General features: G+C 55.7%; 20 protein-coding genes and 2 tRNA genes. 15 read left to right on the forward strand and 7 right to left on the reverse strand.

Annotated elements, in window-relative coordinates; all coding sequences use genetic code 11:
- Positions 1 to 26 precede the first annotated feature (26 nt).
- Together map and radC are read left to right on the forward strand one after the other, a co-directional pair.
- Complete coding sequence (gene map, locus ACOSDR_RS14375; protein ID WP_420725444.1) at positions 27 to 833, forward strand: type I methionyl aminopeptidase; 807 nt, start codon at positions 27 to 29, stop codon at positions 831 to 833.
- A gap of 47 nt (positions 834 to 880) precedes the next feature.
- The gene (radC, locus tag ACOSDR_RS14380; RefSeq protein ID WP_420731703.1) at positions 881 to 1,588 is read left to right on the forward strand and encodes a RadC family protein; all 708 of its coding nucleotides are present in this window, start codon (positions 881 to 883) and stop codon (positions 1,586 to 1,588) included.
- On the opposite strand, the gene ACOSDR_RS14385 is transcribed toward radC, so the two are convergent.
- On the reverse strand, positions 1,585 to 2,502 hold the full coding sequence (locus ACOSDR_RS14385; protein ID WP_420731704.1) for a LysR family transcriptional regulator: 918 nt from the start codon (positions 2,500 to 2,502) through the stop codon (positions 1,585 to 1,587). The genes radC and ACOSDR_RS14385 overlap by 4 nt on opposite strands.
- Before the next feature lie 145 nt (positions 2,503 to 2,647).
- Between ACOSDR_RS14385 and ACOSDR_RS14390 the strand changes: the two genes are divergently transcribed.
- The 3 genes from ACOSDR_RS14390 to ACOSDR_RS14400 all read left to right on the forward strand — a co-directional run bounded on the left by ACOSDR_RS14390 (position 2,648) and on the right by ACOSDR_RS14400 (position 6,452).
- A complete protein-coding gene (locus ACOSDR_RS14390; protein WP_420731705.1) occupies positions 2,648 to 3,361 on the forward strand; it encodes an HAD-IA family hydrolase in 714 nt (237 codons plus the stop codon).
- A 62-nt stretch (positions 3,362 to 3,423) separates the two neighbouring features.
- Positions 3,424 to 5,115 carry a GMC family oxidoreductase gene (locus tag ACOSDR_RS14395; protein WP_420731706.1) on the forward strand — a complete coding sequence of 564 codons (1,692 nt, stop codon included), beginning with the start codon at positions 3,424 to 3,426 and terminating at the stop codon, positions 5,113 to 5,115.
- A 119-nt stretch (positions 5,116 to 5,234) separates the two neighbouring features.
- Complete coding sequence (locus ACOSDR_RS14400) at positions 5,235 to 6,452, forward strand: M24 family metallopeptidase (protein ID WP_420731707.1); 1,218 nt, start codon at positions 5,235 to 5,237, stop codon at positions 6,450 to 6,452.
- Here ACOSDR_RS14400 and ACOSDR_RS14405 read toward each other — a convergent pair.
- Positions 6,436 to 7,620 carry an aminotransferase class V-fold PLP-dependent enzyme gene (locus ACOSDR_RS14405; RefSeq protein WP_420731708.1) on the reverse strand — a complete coding sequence of 395 codons (1,185 nt, stop codon included), beginning with the start codon at positions 7,618 to 7,620 and terminating at the stop codon, positions 6,436 to 6,438. The two genes, ACOSDR_RS14400 and ACOSDR_RS14405, sit on opposite strands and share 17 nt — an antisense overlap.
- A 137-nt stretch (positions 7,621 to 7,757) precedes the next feature.
- Between ACOSDR_RS14405 and ACOSDR_RS14410 the strand changes: the two genes are divergently transcribed.
- The gene (locus ACOSDR_RS14410; RefSeq protein ID WP_420731709.1) at positions 7,758 to 8,159 is read left to right on the forward strand and encodes a GFA family protein; all 402 of its coding nucleotides are present in this window, start codon (positions 7,758 to 7,760) and stop codon (positions 8,157 to 8,159) included.
- Between the two features lie 2 nt (positions 8,160 to 8,161).
- Here the strand turns inward: ACOSDR_RS14410 and ACOSDR_RS14415 are convergent, their stop codons facing one another.
- Positions 8,162 to 8,881 (reverse strand): hypothetical protein, encoded by a 720-nt coding sequence (locus ACOSDR_RS14415; RefSeq protein WP_420731710.1) that lies wholly within the window; start codon positions 8,879 to 8,881, stop codon positions 8,162 to 8,164.
- A 149-nt stretch (positions 8,882 to 9,030) separates the two neighbouring features.
- On the opposite strand from ACOSDR_RS14415, the gene ACOSDR_RS14420 reads away from it, so the two are divergent.
- Both ACOSDR_RS14420 and ACOSDR_RS14425 read left to right on the forward strand, forming a co-directional pair.
- On the forward strand, positions 9,031 to 10,194 hold the full coding sequence (locus ACOSDR_RS14420; RefSeq protein ID WP_420731711.1) for a hypothetical protein: 1,164 nt from the start codon (positions 9,031 to 9,033) through the stop codon (positions 10,192 to 10,194).
- A gap of 116 nt (positions 10,195 to 10,310) precedes the next feature.
- Positions 10,311 to 10,385: transfer RNA gene (locus tag ACOSDR_RS14425), tRNA-Val, on the forward strand.
- A gap of 49 nt (positions 10,386 to 10,434) precedes the next feature.
- Here ACOSDR_RS14425 and ACOSDR_RS14430 read toward each other — a convergent pair.
- Both ACOSDR_RS14430 and ACOSDR_RS14435 read right to left on the reverse strand, forming a co-directional pair.
- Complete coding sequence (locus ACOSDR_RS14430; protein WP_420731712.1) at positions 10,435 to 11,898, reverse strand: hypothetical protein; 1,464 nt, start codon at positions 11,896 to 11,898, stop codon at positions 10,435 to 10,437.
- 3 nt (positions 11,899 to 11,901) lie between these two features.
- Entirely contained in the window at positions 11,902 to 12,789 is an 888-nt protein-coding gene (locus ACOSDR_RS14435; protein WP_420731713.1) for a hypothetical protein, read from the reverse strand.
- A gap of 351 nt (positions 12,790 to 13,140) precedes the next feature.
- Between ACOSDR_RS14435 and ACOSDR_RS14440 the strand changes: the two genes are divergently transcribed.
- From ACOSDR_RS14440 to mtgA, 6 genes are all read left to right on the forward strand, one after another.
- A tRNA-Val gene (locus ACOSDR_RS14440) sits at positions 13,141 to 13,215 on the forward strand.
- Between the two features lie 335 nt (positions 13,216 to 13,550).
- Positions 13,551 to 14,240: a hypothetical protein gene (locus tag ACOSDR_RS14445; protein ID WP_420731714.1), complete on the forward strand. Its 690-nt coding sequence runs from the start codon at positions 13,551 to 13,553 to the stop codon at positions 14,238 to 14,240.
- Positions 14,230 to 14,691: a hypothetical protein gene (locus ACOSDR_RS14450; protein WP_420731715.1), complete on the forward strand. Its 462-nt coding sequence runs from the start codon at positions 14,230 to 14,232 to the stop codon at positions 14,689 to 14,691. The genes ACOSDR_RS14445 and ACOSDR_RS14450 overlap by 11 nt, the downstream gene beginning before the upstream one ends.
- A 9-nt stretch (positions 14,692 to 14,700) precedes the next feature.
- Positions 14,701 to 15,186 carry a hypothetical protein gene (locus ACOSDR_RS14455; protein WP_420731716.1) on the forward strand — a complete coding sequence of 162 codons (486 nt, stop codon included), beginning with the start codon at positions 14,701 to 14,703 and terminating at the stop codon, positions 15,184 to 15,186.
- Between the two features lie 236 nt (positions 15,187 to 15,422).
- On the forward strand, positions 15,423 to 16,169 hold the full coding sequence (locus ACOSDR_RS14460; protein ID WP_420731717.1) for a cupin domain-containing protein: 747 nt from the start codon (positions 15,423 to 15,425) through the stop codon (positions 16,167 to 16,169).
- Entirely contained in the window at positions 16,170 to 16,835 is a 666-nt protein-coding gene (mtgA, locus tag ACOSDR_RS14465) for a monofunctional biosynthetic peptidoglycan transglycosylase (protein WP_420731718.1), read from the forward strand.
- A 117-nt stretch (positions 16,836 to 16,952) separates the two neighbouring features.
- Here the strand turns inward: mtgA and ACOSDR_RS14470 are convergent, their stop codons facing one another.
- Together ACOSDR_RS14470 and ACOSDR_RS14475 are read right to left on the reverse strand one after the other, a co-directional pair.
- Complete coding sequence (locus tag ACOSDR_RS14470; RefSeq protein WP_420731719.1) at positions 16,953 to 17,558, reverse strand: histidine phosphatase family protein; 606 nt, start codon at positions 17,556 to 17,558, stop codon at positions 16,953 to 16,955.
- A 113-nt stretch (positions 17,559 to 17,671) separates the two neighbouring features.
- A complete protein-coding gene (locus tag ACOSDR_RS14475; RefSeq protein ID WP_420731720.1) occupies positions 17,672 to 19,333 on the reverse strand; it encodes an ATP-binding protein in 1,662 nt (553 codons plus the stop codon).
- A 343-nt stretch (positions 19,334 to 19,676) separates the two neighbouring features.
- Here ACOSDR_RS14475 and ACOSDR_RS14480 point away from each other — a divergent pair, with 343 nt between their 5' ends.
- Positions 19,677 to 20,111, forward strand: coding sequence for an acyl-CoA thioesterase (locus tag ACOSDR_RS14480; protein WP_420725606.1), 435 nt, complete (start codon positions 19,677 to 19,679; stop codon positions 20,109 to 20,111).
- Positions 20,112 to 20,116 lie beyond the last annotated feature (5 nt).

Consider the following 20,116-nt stretch of genomic DNA (forward strand, 5'->3'; position numbering starts at 1 on the left):
CAATCAAGCAACGGATCATGACTGACATGCTGTACAATACCGAAGCAGGCCGCATTAAACTGCACGACGCGGCAGATTTTGAATCGATGCGCCAAGCCGGACGTCTGGCCGCGGAAACGCTGGACTTTATCACGCCCTATGTGGTGCCCGGCGTGTCGACTGGCGAACTGGACCGTCTGTGCCATGAATTCATTACAGATAATGGTGCCATTCCGGCCCCGCTGAACTATCGCGGTTTTCCAAAATCGATCTGCACCAGCGTCAATCACGTCGTGTGCCATGGCATACCAGATGACAATAAGAAGCTGATGAATGGCGATATCATCAATATTGATATCACCGTTATTCTGGACGGCTGGCATGGCGATACCAGCCGCATGTTCCCAGTGGGCGACAAGGTGCCGGTCAAGGCAACGAAGCTGATCGATGTCACCTATACATCCATGATGATGGCGATCGAAGCGGTAAAACCCGGTATGCGCCTGGGCGATATCGGTCATATCATTCAACGCTATGCAGAGGCTCAGCGCTTCTCTGTCGTGCGGGATTTCTGTGGTCATGGATTGGGCCGCGTTTTCCATGATGCCCCCAGCGTGCTGCATTATGGCGAGCCCGATACCGGAATCGAACTGCGACAGGGTATGTTTTTCACCATCGAGCCGATGATCAATGCCGGGAAGTACCCCGTAAAAACCCTGGATGATGGTTGGACGGCTGTTACCAAGGACCGCTCTCTGTCGGCCCAGTTTGAACATTCCATCGGCGTGACCGGCACGGGCGTGGAGATTTTCACGAAATCCCCGAAAGGCTGGGACAAGCCCCCCTACCTGTAAGTCAGACCTTCTGACCGGACCAACGCACAACGCGGGATGCCCCTTCTATGACCGATGATGCTCCCCGGGTGGATAAACCTGAAAAGCCCCACCACCTGGAGCATAGAAAGCGCCTTAGAACTCGCTTTCTGAAGGACATGGGCGCGCATATGGAAGACTATGAGTTGCTGGAGCTTTTGTTATGCCAGACCATTCCGCGCCGCGATGTTAAACCCCTGGCAAAATCCCTGATCACGAAGTTTGGCAGCTTTGGCGGTGTCTTGTCGGCGGATACGGCACGATTGGCCGCCGAGCCCGGCCTGGGAGAGACCTCTGTCGTCGGATTAAAGATTGTACAACAGTCCGTCATTCGATTGTTGCGCCAGGAAATTGAAGGCGCGCATGTGCTTTCTTCCTGGCAGGCGGTGGTGGACTATTGCCGCGCTGCGATGGGTCGAGAGAAGATCGAACAGTTCCGGCTGTTGTTCCTGGACAATCGAAACCGCCTGATGGCAGACGAGGTGCAACAGCGCGGCACCGTGAACCATACGCCGCTATACCCCCGCGAAGTTGTGAAACGTGCCCTGGAATTGGGGGCCAGCGCCCTGATCATGGTGCATAATCACCCGTCCGGCGACCCGACCCCCTCCAAAGCCGATATCGACATGACACGCGATGTGCGCGACGCCCTGTCCAAAGTGGATATTCGACTGCACGACCATATCATCGTTGCCAAATCAGAGTTCCGCAGTCTGAAGACCGACGGTTACATTTAAAGCAGGTTAGCGAGATCCAGTTCGGGATACAGGGTGTCCACCGCCCGCATATCCTTATGCAACTCAGTGATAATCCAATCCTGCACCTTCATCACGATTGACCGTGTGGGTTTGTCGCGCAGGCGCAGCATCTGGCATTTTCGATCCGTAATCCGCACCTGATTGCGTTCAGGCACCAATGCCTGTGTGCGCAGCCAATGGGCAACAACATTCAACCAGCCCAAGGCAACCCCCTGGCCCAGCAGGGCTGCCTGGACAACGATGGCATAGTCTGAAAAGACCATTGAATGATCAACTTCCCCCTGCTTGCCCGAGGTAAAGAAACTGGACCAGTCCGGTTGCGCATCGCTGAGATTGATGGTTGAGATTGGAGCCCGCTTGGTGCCCTGCCCGCTGGTCCTATGACTTTCCAAATAAGATGGCGTACAAATCGGGATTAGAATTTCCGGCATGATATAGGCGGCTTCATGCCGGGAATCCGCACCGTCTGCATAGCGCATTCCAAGGTCGACATCATTCACTGTCCCGGCAATGGGACCCATCATCAGATGGAAGCGCAGTTCAACCCCTGGAAAAGCCTCCTTGAACCGGGTCATCCGCGGCATCACCCAATGCGTGGTAAAGGCTGTAGATACAGACAGGGTGACGGTTTCCACCCCACCCCGCCGGTCTTCGATTTCCCGAAGCGCATTTTCGATACCGGAAAAGCCCCGTGCGATGGCATCGAACAGGATCTGACCCGCCGGCGTCAAATCCACACCCCCGGGGCGGCGCAAGAAAAGGGGGCTGTCCAGATGATCCTCCAACCGGGAGATCATCCGACTGACTGCGGCCGGTGTTACATTCAACTCCTCTGCCGCTTTTGAGAAATTGCCACAGCGACCCGCAGCCTCAAAAGTGAAGAGCCCGTTCATTGAAGGCACTGATCGTCGCAGCTTTGTCATTACATGATGTAATACCGATCAGAACTTTTTTTCAATTGCGAAGAAAGCCGTTCCGCAGTCAGTTTCAAATAAGGCAGCTTTGAATAAGACATTTTACTTACAAGGAAATGAAGCGATGAAAATCACCGATTTTAAAGTGATGACATTTGATGTTATCGGAACCTTAATTGACTTCGAGGCTGGCGTCTTGAATGGCTTCCGCGCGCTTGGGGGAGAAAAAGCAGCCGCCGCGACGGATGACGAGATTTTCGAACCCTATATTCGAGCGCGCAATCAATTCTATGGGCGCTCCTCCGCCGCCATGAAGGATGTCTATCTGGCTGTGGCCAATGAGCTTGGCTTTAAGAATGACGAAACGACGGCGCGTGCCTTTCAGGCAGGAATTTTCCATTGGCCCGCTTTTTCAGACTCCGTTGAGGCTTTGGCCCGTCTTCGTAAGAACTTTCGCCTTGTCGCGATGACCAATGGAGATCGAACCGTATTTTCGGGTCATTCCCATACGCTGGGCAATCCCTTCCATGACAGCGTCACCTGTGACGACACCGGCTGTACCAAGCCCAACCCGGAGTTCTTTGCCTTTAACAAGGGTCGCCAATCCGCGTTTGGCTACAAACAATCAGAAATTCTGCATGTGGCACAAAGCCAGTATCATGACATCGGGGTATCCATGCGGCTTGGCTATACAACATGCTGGATTGAGCGTCGCCACGACCAGGAAGGCTATGGCGGCACCCCCACCCCCGAAACGTTCACCAAGCCAGACTTACATTTCACCTCACTGAAACAGCTTGCCGACGCAGTGGATGCGGAATTCGCGGCAAAGGCCTGAATTGACACTGTTAGGCATGTTCTGGCAGCAACGCAGAATCCAATCCATGGGGGATGTTTCGCATGACAATCGATTATTTGATCCTGGGTGGTGGTTCTGCAGGCTGCGTTTTGGCTGCCAGACTGTCCGAAGACCCGAAACGCACCGTCGTCCTGGTTGAGGCCGGTCGCAGTATCAACCAGGATGACGTCCCACACGATATTCGCAGTCGCTATCCCGGACGGGCCTATCTGGACACCCGCAACATCTGGAACAGCCTGACCGCATTGATGGGCACAAACCGCCCACCACGCATTCCCCGACGTTATGAGCAGGGGAAGATACTCGGCGGCGGCTCTGCCATTAACGCATTGATGGCCAATCGCGGCGCGCCATCGGACTATGATGAATGGGATGCATTAGGGGCGACCGGGTGGACCTGGGAGAATTGCCTACCCTATTTCCGTAAGATCGAGAGCGACCGCGATTTTGATGGCCCGCTGCATGGAAAAGAGGGGCCATTGGCAATCCGGCGGATTACAGATGCGCAGATATCGCCCTTTGTCGATCGTGTTATGCAAACCCTGGATCAACAAGGATACCCGATACGACCCGATCAGAACGGACCCTGGCAGGATGGAACTTTTCGCGGGGCCGTCGCCATCAGCGATGCCGGAGATCGACAGCCGACATCCCTGGCTTACCTGACAGCGGCGGTCCGCCGGCGCCCAAACCTGCGCATAATCACCGACAGCACCGCCGCGCGTGTTTTGTTTGAAGGCAAGAAAGCGGTTGGGGCACAGATTGTCGGGCGCGTGTCGGAGTCAATCTACGCAAAGGAGGTGATCGTCGCATCCGGTGCGATACATTCCCCGGCCTTGCTGATGCGATCCGGTATTGGTCCCACAGACGACCTGAGCGCCCTGAACATCCCTGTCGTTGCGCCCCTCAACGGTGTTGGGCGCAATCTTATGGAACATCCGTCCATCGCCCTTGCCGCCTATTTGCCCCGCAAGATGCGCGAAACCAATCCTGGAGAACATCACGAACAATCCGTTTGGCGATTTTCCTCAGGTCTGCCCGGAACACCGCAAGGCGATATGCATGGGGCCATCCTATCCCGGTCCGGCTGGCATTCCGTGGGACATCGGATGGGGGGGCTGTTCTTCTGGGTCAATAAATCCTATTCGCGCGGTCATATGAAAATAACCTCGCAAGATCCCGCGATCGAACCCGTGGTTGATTTCCAGATGTTATCGGATGATCGAGACCTTGATCGTTTAAAGCTCTCCCTGCGCCTGGGCGCACAAGCACTGCTGGACCCCCATATGACCGGATTCCGCGATACTGTTTTCCCGTCCAGTTATTCCCCGCGTGTTGCCAAGATCGCCAGTCCCGGTCTTTGGAACGCTTTGCAGCGGGGTGCCCTGTCTGCATTGTTGGATATCGCTGGGCCTTTGCGCGCGCCCCTGGTTCACAGCACCATCACATTGGGCACCACCCTTCATGCCCTCTTGCAAGACGACGATGCGATGACCGACTTTGTCCGCCGGCATGTCGGTGGCACTTGGCACGCGTCAGGCACATGTCGTATGGGATCGTCTGAGGATCCAATGGCGGTCACATCGGCGTCAGGCCGTGTGCATGGGGTTACTGGGTTGCGGGTCTGCGATGCCTCCCTGATGCCATCGATTCCCTGTGCCAATACCAACATTCCCGTCATCATGATGGCGGAGCGAATTGCTGATTTAACTCAGGCAGAAACCCATGACTAACCTGTTAAATCAAAGACAGGTTTTCGAATCCGCATATGGCACGATCACAAACCACTTGGCGAGCCTCCCTTCCCATGAAACAAAGCTAGAATAATTCGATAACCACGACAGGGGTTTCTATGTCCGATGACTTGGCGCGTTTGGTAACCTGGCATAATGGGGACAAGACCTACTCCCCCTTTTCTGAGAAAGAGATGCGACGACGCCAGGATGCTGTGCGGGACTGGATGGCAAAGGAAGATGTGGATGCCTGTCTGTTCACATCCTATCACTGCATAAATTATTATGCGGGGTTCCTGTATTGCTATTTCGGGCGCAAGTTCGGCTTTGTCATTGACCACCAAAAGGCCACGTCCATTTCCGCCGGGATCGATGGCGGGCAACCCTATCGCCGCACGGCAGGCGACAACATCACCTATACCGACTGGCGGCGGGACAATTACTATTACGCGATCCAATCCCTGACCAAGGGCACCAAGCGCCTGGGCATCGAATTCGATCACGTCACCTTAGACACCCGCAAGCAGTTGGAAGACGCTCTGCCAGGGGTTGAATTCGTGGATGTCGGCCAGCCGTCCATGTGGATGCGCTCTATCAAATCGGCTGAGGAGCATGTGTTGATCCGAAAAGGCGCGCAGGTTGCTGATCTGGGCGGGGCCGCCCTGGTCGAGGCCGTGCAGGCCGGTGTGCCAGAGCATGAGATTGCCATCGCGTCGACCAATGCCATGATCCGGGAAATCGCCGCATCCTATCCCTATGTGGAATTGATGGATACCTGGACCTGGTTCCAGTCAGGCATTAACACCGACGGTGCCCACAACCCCGTCACAAATCGCATTGTGGAGTCCGGGGATATCCTGTCCCTGAACTGCTTCCCCATGATCTTTGGCTACTACACAGCCCTGGAACGAACATTGTTCTGTGAGCAAGCGACCGATGTGGAACTGGACCTGTGGGAAAAGAATTGTGCGGTTCACCGCCGTGGCATTGAATTGATCAAGCCCGGTGCACGCTGTTGCGATATCGCCGCTGAATTGAACGATATGTATCGCGGCTGGGACCTGCTGCAATACCGGTCCTTTGGCTATGGCCACAGCTTTGGCGTCTTGAGCCACTATTACGGGCGCGAAGCGGGTGTGGAACTGCGCGAGGATATTGATACCACCCTACAGCCCGGCATGGTGGTTTCCATGGAACCAATGATCATGCTGCCAGACCATCTGCCCGGCGCCGGGGGATATCGCGAACATGACATCCTGATCGTGACCGAAACCGGGGCCGAAGATATCACCGGCTTCCCGTTTGGTCCCGAACACAACATTATTTCAAAGCATTAACCGCCGCGATCAGGGCGTCGACCTCTGCCTCTGTATTATACGCATGGGGCGATGCCCGAACCATATTGGGGACCCCGCTGGCGATCAAAGCTTCCCGGGTCAACTGCACATCTGAGACCGATGTGTTGATCCGATGCTGCAGCCTCAGATGGGTTGAAACCTCTGCCGAGGTCAGCCCGGCCTTGGTGAAGGTCACAATCCCGCTTTTGGCCGTGCCGCGATCATGCAGGGTGACACCGGGGCAATCGGACAGCCCATCTCGCAATCGCGCAGAAAGGGCCTGAAGGCGGTCCCAGATCGCCGCCATCCCGATGCTGTGTGCATAATCAAGGGCCACCCCAAGGCCCAGACGCCCCGCGATGTAACTTTCCCAGTTCTCAAACCGCCGTGCAGTCTGGGCGACTTCATAGTGATCAACCCCCGTCCATTTGGCGGCGCGATTGTCCAGAAAGGGTGGGTTCAGGCGCGGAATCCAGCCTTCCCGGACCCATAAGAACCCCGTCCCACGCGGCCCGCGCAAGTATTTCCGCCCAGTCGCAGACAACATGGTGCAGTGGATCTGGCTGACATCGACCGGCATATGCCCGACCGACTGACAGGCATCCAGCAGAAAGGGAATACCATGGCGCTTAGCAATCGCGCCAATCTCTGCAACCGGATTGATCAGCCCGTCATTGGTCGGCATGTGGGAGATACAGATCAGCCGCACCCGGTCATCCAACACTGCTTCCAGCCCATCCGGATCAACCGTGCCATCCCCCGCATCCGGGGCCAGCACCAGTTCAATACCATAGCGATCCTGTGCATGGCGAAAGGCAATCATGTTGGAATTATACTCGCTGGATCCCGTCACAACACGGTCGCCAGGCTGCCAATCAAAAGCATAGAACACTGCGTCCCAGGCCCGCGTCGCATTCTCCAAATAGGCGATTTCGCTGGCCTTGCCGCCAATCAGCCGCGCGGCGCTGTGATACATGGCCTCCATCTTGGGTGCGACCAGGGCGGTCGCCTCATAGCCGCCAACGGTTGCTTCCCGCACCAGATGGCCGGTCAATTCTTCCAGCACCGGGCGCGGCATCAGGCCAGCCCCAGCATTGTTCAAATGCGCCATTCCCCCGCCACAGCCCGGCGTGTCTGCCCGCAATCCATCAACATCAATTTGTGTCATGATCATCCTCCGTCCCCGCATCGTGCGGCGCATCGCCCCGTCGATCAAGACATCCGCTACAGCGATGCAATGAAGATCTGGAATCCCGCCTTATTTCCCCCTAAGATATAGGCAAATTCCCTGGAAGGAGTGGCGAGATGTCCGACGTAACGGGCGGATGCCTGTGTGGGAAAGTGCGGTTTGTGGCCTCTGGTGACCCCTATCGGGTTGGCCTGTGTCATTGCATGGATTGCCGCAAGCATCATGGGGCACTGTTCCATGCATCCGCCGTGTTTCCACAATCGGCTGTCACCATAGAGGGGAAGACCGGCGCCTATGAAGGGCGATATTTCTGCCCGCATTGCGGCGCATCGGTCTTTTCCGTCAGTGAGGATGAAATTGAGGTCAATCTGGGGTCCCTGGATGCCCCGGACCAGTTTAAACCCACCTATGAATTATGGACCATCCGTCGGGAATCCTGGCTGCCCGACATGCCGCGCCTTCAGCACTATGACCGCGACAGAGAGTCGGCCGGTCGATCAGAGCCACAGGCGAAATAGCCTTAAAACTGCCCGGATCCGCTCATCACGCGGCCCCGGATTGCGGCTTCCAGCTGTTTTTGCTGATGGTAATTCTTGGGCGGCCATTGGGCGTTGCTCATATAGGTCAGGCCGACCTCTGCAATGCCGGTCTCCTTACCTGCGATCGGGCGGCCCTTTTTCAGGGCATCCCACATCGTCATGACCCGGTCCTGATACAGTTGCTGCCGCTCCCGATTGGTGGAGTGATATTCCTTCACCGCCCGGGTCCAGCTGTTGCGCTTGTGGCGCAGGTCCATCAGGAAGGACGTGGCATAGGCCACATTATGGACGGGATCGAAGGCTTCGTTCAGATCATCGAAATTGCTGCCGTGATAATACAGGTTCACCTGCATACAGCCGACATCGATATTGGTGATGCCCTTGGCCTTCAGGGCCTGAACCTCGGCAATGGCGGCTTCCTTGCTGGGCAGATATCGCCCCCTGCCTTCCGCCATGACCGTCCAAGGCCAGGCAACAAAGGCATCATCATCCGCACTCCACCGGCCGCTTTCCGTCAGGGAAATGGCCTGCAGCAAGTGGACCGGAATATTGCGCGCCCGTTCCGCCACGGAAATCGCCGCCGCACAGGGACCGGCCTGGGGCCTGGTTTCCTGATCCGCACTGGCCCAGGCGCTGGACGGACCCAGCCCCCCGATTGCCATACACACAATGAACGCGGCACATATCGTTAGAACTCTCATCTGGCCTCTCCAAGCCGTGTCGAACGCTCTCTCTGCCCCTAATAGAAGCAAGCACCATGCCAGAGACTGCAAAGTAACAGGCCCCTGGCCCAGCACAATTGGATTATCCCCCGGCGCTGTGTAAGGTGTCGCGGTTCCTGATGGAGTTTATGATGACCAAACCACGCTGCCTGTTGATCGCCAACTTCGCCCCCTTGAGCTCCATCTGGGATATGGGGCGCGGCATGCGCACCGCGCTGGAAAATGCAGACGTGTCGGTCATGGAATATCTGCGCAGCGATTTCCCCAATGAGGGGCTGAACCGCATCATGGTGAAAATGATCGCGGAATTCAAAGGCCCCCGCTTCGTGCTGGATATCAACGCGAATGAGAATTATCGGGTCCAGAATGGCTCCCTGTATGATGCCTATCGCCTGCCCAGGATGAGCTTTATCACCGACTCCCCCCTGCGCCATATGGCAAAGATTCAGGCGATGCCGGAACACAGCATTCTGGGGCTGGTGGATGGGGATTTCCCAGACATTCTGGCCGACTTTCCCTGTCCCAGCCGCTGTCAAATCCCCTTCCCCCATGCCGGTCCCCCGCCAGCGCCAGCGCCCCTGTCCAATGACCAGCGCGACATCCCCGTCCTGTTTGTGGGCAACATCACCAGCGCCCCCAGCCAGGACGACTTCCTAACCCGCCATGGCGGCAGCGATACGGGCCTGCGCAAGGCGCTGTCCCAGGCAGTGGAGGCGGCGCGGGAGACTGATGCCCCCCTGTATGCCCTGTGCAAGGCCGCCCTGCCCGGCAAGTCCCCCCAGGACTGGCTGGCGGCGACCAATGATCTGGAATCCCATCTGATCAGCACCCGCCGGATTGCCCTGTTGAACAGCCTGAAACATCACAAAATCGTCTATTGCGGCGTCATCGACCCGTCGCTGCGCACCGCCCTGCCCGGCACGATGGAAGATCGCGGTGCCGTCACTTTTGAAGACGCCGCCGACCTGATGGGCCGCGCCCGTGTGCTGATCAACAGCAGCCCCAGCTTCCGCAATGGCGCGCATGAGCGCGTCTTCTATGGCCTGTCGCGGGGCGCATCGGTCGTCACAGAGCCCAGCCGCTTCCTGACACCGGCGCAGGCAACGACGCTGGGCATCACCCCCCTGCCCTTTGCCGCAGACCGGGCCGCCACCGCCATAGACCAGGCCATGGCACGCACCGACGATGACCGCCACACGGCCCAGGCACACTATGCCCGCACCCATACCTGGACCCAGCGGATGGAAACGGTGCTGACCTGCCTGAAAGACCAGTTCTGGACCACGCCCTGAGCCAAAATCCGGGCCACAGACAAAAATCTGTCACACCCCGATCAAACGCTTGAAGGACCCGCCCCACGGTGCTATTCACCCTGCCGCAGCAAACGCACAGCGTGCAGGCTGCACAAGGGCGCGTAGCTCAGTGGGAGAGCACTGTGTTGACATCGCAGGGGTCGGAAGTTCAATCCTTCCCGCGCCCACCATGCCCCCCAAGGGCGATTAGGACTTTCATCCTTTCAGACCAAACCTCCGTTACTGAACGCAGGCAACGCGGGCTTCCCAGCTTCGGTCTTCGCCTTCGGTGCGGCCATTCGGACGCATCGTCTTATAGCGTTTGACATAGGCGTCGACATAGTGCGCTTCCGATGTCCAAAGGCCAAAGTACCAATCCTCATCCGGAATTTTAGTGCGCAGGTCCCGCGCTTCGGCCACGGTCGGCAGACGGCGTCCGATGCTGCTGCAAAAGGCGCCGGCCTGTTCCCATCCCTGGCGTTGGCCCATGATGAATTCTGGTTCGTCAGACTGCGCTGTCCCGTCTGTCCCGGTGGATGACGCGGTCTGCTCCGTTTGAGTTGGCGGGGGCGACGGGTCCGCAGCCAGTTGCTCGACCATCTTGTCTCGCTCCGGCATCGGCTTGAAGGGCAAATTATTCCTAACCCGATATTTGATGATTTCGAAATCTTCCATGGCGATCTGGATAATCTGCTCCCCGCGATCATCCGCGTCGGTCACCGATTTTAACAATTGTGACAATTGATCCGCCGTCGCCTGAGTCTGATCGGACGGCGCGATCCCGCCCCGGCTCAGATCATCCCAAGCCTTGCAATACCGCAAACGCTGTTCTTCGACCTGTTGAATATGCGTCCGCACCGGGCCATAGGGATTGTCGAAACATGGCGCCCCGGCGAGAGAGCATCGACAATTCGACTGCAGCGACGCATTCAACGTATCGATCCGCTTTGAGATTTCACCCGTCGGCGGGGCCTCTAGTTCCGCTGGGGCCGCTGGGGTCGGCGAGGCCACGGGTTCCTCAGGAGCCGCCGGGCTTACCGGGGCTGCCGAAATCGGTTGGACGGGATCAACTGCCGGGGGTTGTTCTGATGACATTTCCGGGGCGGAAGCAACCTGTTGAGCGGGAGGCATATCTGCCTGCCCGGGCGGGCCTACTTCTTTCTCAAATCGCGCCATCGCGATCTCTGAGAGTGCTTTTGGGGCCGGCAGTGGCGCGGGCCAACGGCTAAAATAAGCCTGGATGCAGCCATACCGACCATCGCAATAGGCACTGACCGTGTCATATGCCGCCTGATCCACCGGATTATCGGAGCCCAGGAATTTCAACCGGGTCTCCATGCACATATATTCGCTCTGGCACTCGATTGTAATCGCAAGATCACGGTCAACCCGGCCCGCAAGATCCAGGCGCGGATCATCCGGGCCCAGCCGATTATAGGCTTCCTGAACCGTCTCACCGAACGCTTCCATATCGCCAGCCGCGTCAAGCGATCTGCAAAACGGGCTGTTCTGGTATATGTCCTCACGCAGCCAGGCCACCGCATCCGGCAAGGCATCAACGATAAAGCTGTGACAGGCCGCCTGAATTGTGCGCGCGACGTCACCACTGAAACGCTCTGTATCCTGTGCGCTGGCCGGGACGATAGCGGGGGCGCACAAAACCGGCACCAGGGCGAGGGCTGCAAGAAAAGATCTGACTGTCATCGATTAGCTCTGCTCTGTCTGTGAAATCAACTGAAGCACAGGTTGGTAATAGGGCGAAGACGGGTCGAGACGCCGGGCAAGGCGGTTCAGCTTCGCCAGACCCGCCGGGGTATCGCCGCTCTCAACCAGCGCCCGGCCCCAATAATAGTCGACCATCGGGTCAACAGGCACCGGCAACTGATTGAGGCGTTGGAACAGGGGCAGTGCCGCCACCCAATCGCCCTCCTTAACCAGCGCACTGATCCAGATGACCAGATTATCCCGCTCCATCGCCGCAGGCTTAAGCGTGCTGTCTTCAAAGGCGGCCAACTGCTCTGCATTGCTCGGCGCAACAGGGCCGATCCGTGCGATCCGCTTTTCAACTGCTGCATGCTGCCCCGTCAGAAAGGCGTCCGCAGGGGCCTGGACAAAAATATATCCCGGCAGTTGGTTGATCGACTTCACCTCCAAGAACACCTCTTCGCCGGGACGGATGGTCAACTCAGCTTCTTGGCCTTGATAGGGGTAGGGGTTTTCAGCGCAATCCGACGCGGCCATAATCCAGTCGCAGGCCATGCCATAGGAAATCGCAATCGGATATGTGCCAGCCGCGATCGGAAAACTCGCCGCGCCATGGCTGAACGCCGCCGCAATATCGCCATTGATCCGAACCGCCGAGTCCACCGCACTGCCAACGAACAGATCTTCGCGATAGACATGCAACAGACCATCCGTCGCCGGGTCGGCCGCATTCGCGGAGAACCGGCCCTCCTTTCCAGGCACAGGCCCGGCGGCGGTCTGGAAGGACGATTGAAGGGTTGCAGGAGGATCGGCAGCCGTTACGCATCCCGACAAGAACAGACCCGCTACGACCATGACAAAGTGAGGTCGCAGTTTAAGAAACCAAACCATGTAAGCCTCATCCCTCGAACGCGCACTCTGACCAACGCACCTCTAAACCAAGGCAAAACCAGAACACTGCGCACGACCCAATTCTGGCGCCCGAGCCCCCTAAGGGCGACCCTCAATCGCCATTCCCAATGACAGAATAGGAGCACAAGCGCCTTCATTACTCAAGAAAGTCATCCAAATAAATTGTGTCGCGAGGGCACTCCGCCCCGGTCGGATCCCCTGCCCCAGATCCCCTGCCCCAGATCCCCAGCCCCAGATACCCCGCACCAGACATGCTGCCCGCATCCGCGATAACGCTTGAAGCCAAGGGACGGCGGTGATACACCCCCGCCACTCGCAAACCACCGCGACGGGCGCGTAGCTCAGTGGGAGAGCACTGTGTTGACATCGCAGGGGTCGGAAGTTCAATCCTTCCCGCGCCCACCATCAAAACCCCCAGGGAAACCTGGGGGTTTTGTTTTGGAGGGTGTTGTTGAAACACTGTATTTCGGTCAATGAGGTCAAACCAATCGACCCGAAGATGTCTTGTTGGCTTCTAGGATCATCGTAACACTTTTCCCAATTTCTGTTTCACGCCCTTTGGAAACGTAATATCAATCTTACGGGTTCGTATCGTTTGAATGTACCCGCATAAGACAATATAATCATGCACGTTACTTCTAGATCGCTTGCCGATCTGGATAATGAGCTTGCTAAGTTGGAATGTTGGCCAACTTATAGCTTAGGTAAGGTTAATTCTTATGAGCTAAAGGGTTTGAGCCATGTCTGATGTCGACGTCCAAATTACCAAGAAGCACGCAAATGATTTAGCACGCATAGTAGCAATGGGTGTTGATAAGGCTCATGAGTTTAAAAATGCGGTAGGAGCAGCGAAGCCAGGAATTGTTCGTCTGTCTGCACTCCGTAAAATCGCAAACGATATCTACGGAGACGAGGTCGCAGCGATTTTCGTTAGGCACCTAGTTGGTTTGGCCGGTCTTAAGGACCGGAAAGGTGTTTCGTCTCATGACACCGTGCGTGCTATTGGAGACGCCCTCGCTGCCCACGATCTGGAGAAAGTGTACTCAAGCGACGATTGGGAAAAGGTCGCCCCTATATTTGTCGAGCTTTTGAATTCAGAGGCTGTAAGAATAGCCCTGAAATCGATGAACTTGAGCTACGAGTATTCTGAGTTGTATATTGACGGCAAGGTACTAACTGATGTAAGGCCTGTGTTTAATGGTGATCGAAACGAAGTAGCTGGTTCAATCATTGTGTTTAAGCTTCTTATGGACGTATCCAGAAAGGGTGTAGACGAGAAATTTGATATAACAATGGATTTGAAAGATATAGAGAACCTAAAAGAATCATGTACAATAGCGTTGGAAAAAGCTGAAAAACTGAAGGGTTTAATGATAACCAGCTGCAACGTTGACTGTTTCATACTTGGGGAGGAAGACATTGGGCTCTGATTATGCAGTTGGGAGTGGGGACGAACTGTACAAGTTATTTGATAGAGATGATAACAGTCACACGGCAATTAAAGGTAGATCATCCCGCAATGGTCGCAGTAATAATCGAGATGCGTATGGGCAAGTAATCAGCTTAATGGAGAGAAAAGCTCGAGCGACCGCAGAACATAAAGTAGAACACGATCGAGCAGCAAAAGACAAAAAAAATTCTATGCAAGTTGACCAGGAATGTGATTATGAACCTTTTGTGAGTGTCTTGAAAGAGCAATTTGTTTACTTAATGCCTTTGTTGACCTTCCTATTCGCAATGGTTTCGTCTGCTGTTGCGTCAAAACTTCTTGACTCAGGCTATTTAGGGTATTCGATTGCAGCAGGTTTCTTTGCAGTTGGATTGTTAATTGTCTCAATACTAAGCTTCATTGTCGAGACCAGATTGCGGCTTTTAAGATAGGGCATTTCAATGAGTGGTCCAGCTAAGTTGTTTTTCGGCTCAGCACTGATGTTCTTACTATTGCTGGTTGGGCAGGTCATTGCAGTCTCATTTTTCCCCCAGCGTTATGTAAGTCTCGTCGATACCATTCCGGTAAAAGCTTTGGTATTGTGCATGATATGTATCAGCAGTTTTTGTATCTGCGCTCTGATGATCTGGTACTTTCATCTTCCATCAGTAGGAAGAAACATAATTGGCTGGCAGCGTGTTTGTGGAATTGTTTGTTTTGGTGGTGCGTCCGCTAACATGGGTATCTTCACTATCGAACGACTGGTAGTGACGCTTGACGAAAAAAGCGCAATTGACTTGAGTTTTGCGGACGCTGTAGGCCCCTCGGCTGCGCTAGTGGTCGCTGGTCTAATCCTTGGTGTCTTGTTGTCATTTGTTCACATGCGGGCCCGTCAATGGGAAATGCTTAATGGTCTAGGCTACCATGGGCATGACACTGGGAGTTAGTTGTGTCTTGTCTGTGTCCTACTTACACAGTCTTTTTTTAATTTTGACTACAACCGCTAACCTGTAAAAAGCTAGAAATAGCAGATACCTACCCTCGTTAGATTCATTGACATCTCATACATCGCAAGTCCAATCCCTCCCCCCCCAATTCACCCCAAAATCCAAGCATGGCTCTTTCCCCGTTCCGCGATTAGTATCGCGCCGTATCATCCGTGCCTTTTGGGGAGCCATCGCACATGCCTATCATCTCGTTTCCACATGATCTGTCTGACCTACCGGTATTGCCGGAGATTCCGGCCTCTGTCATTGCCTCCGGCGCGCCGGTCCATCGGGGGGTGGATTTGTTGGAGGTGCCAGCACTGGGGCTGACCGCAGGGATTTGGGCGTGTACGGCCTGGACGGCGCAGATGGGGCCCTATTCGGTGGATGAGTTTATGATCGTGCTGGAAGGGGCGGTGACGATCCGCCTTGAGTCGGGGGCGGAGATTACGGTGTCGGCGGGGCAGAGTTTCTTCCTGCCCAAGGGGCTGGTCTGTGCCTGGCATCAGACGGGGAACATCAAGAAGGTCTATGTGATCTTTGAACAGGGCGCAGCCGGGACCCTTGAGGGGGTGGACCATGACGGATCGGGACTGGTGATTGATCCCGCCCTGCCGCTGGCGCCCTCTGTTGGGCCGGGGGCGGATATCCTGATCGGGGCGGCCCCCGAACAACAAGCTGTTGAGGTCTATGAGGATGCGACCGGGCAATTCAGCGTCGGCCTGTGGCAGTCCACGCCCTATAACCGCAAGCCGGTGCGGTTTGAGCGGTATGAGCTGATGCATCTGCTGTCTGGATCGGTCACCCTGACGGAGACTGGACAGAAACCCCGGACCTTCACGGCGGGCGAGACCTTCCTGGTGCCGCTGGGGGCGGAGGTTGACTGGGTCAGCACAGAAGATGTGCGCAAGATTTACTGTTCGGTCACGCCGGCGGCTGGGTGAATGCGCGTCACCCGTCGCAAAGTGCTGATCGGCATTCCCGCGGTCCTGATCGGGCTGCCGGTGCTGCTGATCCTGATCTATGGCGTGGTGCCGGTGCCGGTCACGCCACTGATGCTGATGCGCGACGCGCCGATGGATAAGGACTGGGTGTCTATTGAGGAGATCGCGCCTGCCCTGCAGTGGGCGGTGATCGTGTCAGAGGATCAGCGGTTCTGCACCCATCGGGGCATAGACTGGACGGAAATGTCCAAGGTGCTGGACGAATTACAGGAAACCGGTGCGGCCAGCCGAGGGGCCAGCACGATCACCATGCAGGTGGTGAAAAACCTGTATCTGTGGCCCGCCCGCAGCCGCATTCGCAAAGTGATCGAAATCCCCATGGCCGTGATGATGGATTTCCTGCTCAGCAAGCGGCGCATTCTGGAACTGTATCTGAATATCGCGGAATGGGGCGATGGGATTTATGGGGCGGAAGCGGCGGCCAGGCGGCATTTCAATGTCAGCGCCAAGGACCTGACCCGGAACCAGGCGGCGCGGCTGGTGGCTGTCCTGCCCAACCCGCTGGAGCGGAACCCGGCCAATCCCGATGCGGCGACACAGGCGCGGGCGGACAAGATTGCAGGCGACCTGTACCGCGCACCGGCGGAATTGTGGGGGTGCCTATAAGCATCATCCGGCCGGATGAGCTTTATAAATACTCCCTGCATCATGCGACCGGATGAGCTTAACGAATAATCCCACCATCATGCGACCGCATGAGCTTAAATACATTTGAAACACGCTCTATCGAGTCTGGATCGTGCCGATCTGAACCACATCCCCTGACTCTTCAACGCGCAGAAATATCAACTCTCCCGATTGCGGATAATGGCCGGTCAGGGCGGTGATGTTTACCTGATGCGTCACCAGAACCGTCGGCTGGGTCAGCGGTGCCTCGCGCAGCCATTCGCGCAAAGCCTGGGTTTGAGGCCCCTGCATCCCCCTGTTCTGAAAGAAGGAATTCAGCGCCGTCATTTCCTGCACCGCCCCCAAGGACAGGCCCCGTGCGGTTTCCAGACAGCGGCACCATTGGCTGGAATAAACCTGTGCTGATTGGATGCCATTGTCCCGAAACAGGGTGCCGATGCGGTCTGACTGCTGATGGCCTTCCTGGGACAGCACCCGTTGTGTGCTGCAATCATTCACATCGAAAGTGTCCGGATCACCGGTACCAGGCGCAATCGCATGGCGGATCAGCACTACATGCCCGCCCGATTGCAGGGACTGCCACAGATTCTGAGTATCCGATGCATAAGTCGGTGGTGCCAGCATCAAGGCACCCAGCAGCACAGCGGCCACAGCGGTGACGATGGTCGAGCGGTAAAACCCGACACTGGAAAAATCAGACATACAAATCCCTTTCACACGGCAAGCCAGAATAACGACCCTTCTTTCATGCTACGTCGGGGACGGTTATTCAGATTGCATCCTTTTGCAGGGATGGCGCGATCTGTCAGGTCAGATCAGGTGACAATGCGACTGGGGGGGATGGTTAGGGTCACGCGAGTCCATTGGCCGACAACACTGTCGATATTCAGGCTGCCGCCATGCACTTCCATCAGTTTCTTGGCAATCGGAAGGCCCAGGCCCGCCCCTTCAAAAGTCACCTCTGCGGTGGGGCGTATCTGAATAAAGGGTTCCAGAATACGCTCCAGATCCTCTGATGGAATTCCGGGGCCGTGATCCAGAACGCAAAACGCGACACCGCCCTGTTCCGGGACATGGGCTGTGATTGAAATTGTCGTGTTCGGATGGGTGTATTTTATCGCATTCTGAATCGTATTCACCAGCACCTGACGCATCAAACGGGCATCTACGGAGATATTCGGCAATGCCTCTGGCACTGTCACCTCCAGCTTCACCGCCTTTTTATCCATAGGGTCAGAGATCAGACGCAGGGCCGACTTAACCAGATAATCTGGCGCGATCACCGTTTCATTCAATTCCAAATCCCCCGATTCAATTCGGGTGATGTCCAGAATATCACTCAACACCTCCATCAGATGGTTGGATGAGTTATAGATATCCATGGCATAGGCCTTGTAGCGCTCGTTCCCAATCTTGCCCATCAGTTCATGGGACATGATCTCAGAAAACCCGATGATCGCGTTCAAAGGGGTCCGCAATTCGTGGCTCATATTGGCCAGGAACAAGCTTTTTGCCCGATTGGCCTGTTCAGCCTGCATGCGCGCCCATTCCGCATCATTGCGCGACAATTCCAGTTCCTGTGCCGATTCAACCATCGCAACTTCAAACCGGACCGTGCCCAGAATGACGGCACATCCAATGCAAAACACAAAAATGGATGCCGCCACGATATACCAGACTTTTGAAGAAACCCGCGGCCAACCGCCCTTTGGGGCGGCAATGATTACCCATTTTCCGCCAGGCACGTAGACATCCACATCAATGGGCGCTTTTGGCATACCCTCCATGGTTCCCCAGAATGGAGGACCCGACATTCCTTTCGCATCACTGCCGACCAAGGCGATATCATAGATTTGTGAGTAACTGGATATCTGGATGGCTTCCAGAAAGCGTTGATAATCAATAACCAGCGAGGCTATTCCCCAAAGGTCCGGCTTCCCTTGACTATTGTCGCGATAGATCGGATAGCGCGTGATCAATCCCATTCCGCCTTGCGCAAGTTCCAAAGGGCCCGCCAGCGTTATCTTATTCTGTTCGATGCTGTGCTGAACAGTCGGCCATTGGATTCTATCTTTCCGATAATCCAACCCCAGGGCCGCTTCATTACCCGCGGTCGGATAAATATGCGAAACAACCAGGTCTTTAGCCAAAGCTATATTGCGTATCAGCCCTTCATCTTTGCCGATTAAGAAACTCGCTACGCTGGAAAAACTGTCTTGAGAAACATCCGGGCTGTCAACGACATAGCCCACGAGCCCTTGTACACGCTGTGTGTTGTTATTCAGCACACCTTCAATAGAAATCCTTAGGCTGCCCATTTCTTTCTGCGCCTCGACACGCATCTGCAACAGCGCGTCCTGAAGGATCATACGCTCAACAAGGACGCCCAGTGCCGAACAAATGATCAGCAACAACGCGAACCGGACGGCGGCTTTCCGCAATATCAGAACGTGTTGTGATTTACCTGCTTCTGACACCAGAATTCTCCAATTCACATCCAGACAATCGCTCTGAACGCCGTTTCAATTGCGGTTCTGACGCACCCGCCTTACCGCCATACAAATCTCCCAACAGCCAGTACTTGGCCTGAGATTCCCCTTTGGTTTCCCACTATAGCCAGTTTGGCGCCTTATGGTATTTTGATTTCCGGCACCAAGGTTTTTTCGTCTTATGGCTGAATTACAATTCACAGGTGCGTTAGGGTGGCAGGCCGATCTAAATCCATAGTCGCATCGCCAGGGGGCATGGCCCTACCTGCTGAACTTTGCTAAGACAAGTCCAGAAATCACATCCATCGATCCAAAACCGGAGGAATCCTTTATGAGCAGTTGGACCGAAACATTCCGTGGTGCCGTTCTGGCATCTGAGTATGACCCGGAATCATCGATGAATTCGCGTCTGTATATCGAACGGTTCGATCAGGCGACATGGTTCCTGTTGCATGGGATCGGGGTCTCTCCGCGTTCAATCAAGAAAGCAGGCCGACGTATCGCCGTTGTGCGTCAGAACTTTCAGTATATCCGGGAACTGCGCGGGGGGGAGTTGGTCCGCGTCGAAAGCGGTTTTATTGCTGTGGGTCGCAAACATTTGCGGCTGTTGCATCGCATGTTCGATGTGGAATCAGGCGCTCTGATCGCAACCTCTGACGTAACCGCGGTTCAAGCCAGCCTGGAAACCGGTACCACCGTTACCCTGCCGGAGGATCAGGCGAAAAGCGCAGAGGCATTGACCATTACGGATGCCAAAATAGACTGACAGAA

Origin of the sequence: Hwanghaeella sp. 1Z406 (assembly GCF_048892425.1) — a bacterium.
Classification (GTDB): domain Bacteria; phylum Pseudomonadota; class Alphaproteobacteria; order UBA8366; family Aestuariispiraceae; genus Pacificispira.

What these genes read in the sequence shown, in the direction of transcription:
- map (WP_420725444.1), top strand. Translation starts at nt 27, where the DNA reads ATGCTGTACAATACCGAAGCAGGCCGCATTAAACTGCACGACGCGGCA.
- radC (WP_420731703.1), top strand. Translation starts at nt 881, where the DNA reads ATGACCGATGATGCTCCCCGGGTGGATAAACCTGAAAAGCCCCACCAC.
- ACOSDR_RS14385 (WP_420731704.1), bottom strand. Translation starts at nt 2,502, where the DNA reads ATGAACGGGCTCTTCACTTTTGAGGCTGCGGGTCGCTGTGGCAATTTC.
- ACOSDR_RS14390 (WP_420731705.1), top strand. Translation starts at nt 2,648, where the DNA reads ATGAAAATCACCGATTTTAAAGTGATGACATTTGATGTTATCGGAACC.
- ACOSDR_RS14395 (WP_420731706.1), top strand. Translation starts at nt 3,424, where the DNA reads ATGACAATCGATTATTTGATCCTGGGTGGTGGTTCTGCAGGCTGCGTT.
- ACOSDR_RS14400 (WP_420731707.1), top strand. Translation starts at nt 5,235, where the DNA reads ATGTCCGATGACTTGGCGCGTTTGGTAACCTGGCATAATGGGGACAAG.
- ACOSDR_RS14405 (WP_420731708.1), bottom strand. Translation starts at nt 7,620, where the DNA reads ATGACACAAATTGATGTTGATGGATTGCGGGCAGACACGCCGGGCTGT.
- ACOSDR_RS14410 (WP_420731709.1), top strand. Translation starts at nt 7,758, where the DNA reads ATGTCCGACGTAACGGGCGGATGCCTGTGTGGGAAAGTGCGGTTTGTG.
- ACOSDR_RS14415 (WP_420731710.1), bottom strand. Translation starts at nt 8,881, where the DNA reads ATGAGAGTTCTAACGATATGTGCCGCGTTCATTGTGTGTATGGCAATC.
- ACOSDR_RS14420 (WP_420731711.1), top strand. Translation starts at nt 9,031, where the DNA reads ATGATGACCAAACCACGCTGCCTGTTGATCGCCAACTTCGCCCCCTTG.
- ACOSDR_RS14430 (WP_420731712.1), bottom strand. Translation starts at nt 11,898, where the DNA reads ATGACAGTCAGATCTTTTCTTGCAGCCCTCGCCCTGGTGCCGGTTTTG.
- ACOSDR_RS14435 (WP_420731713.1), bottom strand. Translation starts at nt 12,789, where the DNA reads ATGGTTTGGTTTCTTAAACTGCGACCTCACTTTGTCATGGTCGTAGCG.
- ACOSDR_RS14445 (WP_420731714.1), top strand. Translation starts at nt 13,551, where the DNA reads ATGTCTGATGTCGACGTCCAAATTACCAAGAAGCACGCAAATGATTTA.
- ACOSDR_RS14455 (WP_420731716.1), top strand. Translation starts at nt 14,701, where the DNA reads ATGAGTGGTCCAGCTAAGTTGTTTTTCGGCTCAGCACTGATGTTCTTA.
- ACOSDR_RS14460 (WP_420731717.1), top strand. Translation starts at nt 15,423, where the DNA reads ATGCCTATCATCTCGTTTCCACATGATCTGTCTGACCTACCGGTATTG.
- mtgA (WP_420731718.1), top strand. Translation starts at nt 16,170, where the DNA reads ATGCGCGTCACCCGTCGCAAAGTGCTGATCGGCATTCCCGCGGTCCTG.
- ACOSDR_RS14470 (WP_420731719.1), bottom strand. Translation starts at nt 17,558, where the DNA reads ATGTCTGATTTTTCCAGTGTCGGGTTTTACCGCTCGACCATCGTCACC.
- ACOSDR_RS14480 (WP_420725606.1), top strand. Translation starts at nt 19,677, where the DNA reads ATGAGCAGTTGGACCGAAACATTCCGTGGTGCCGTTCTGGCATCTGAG.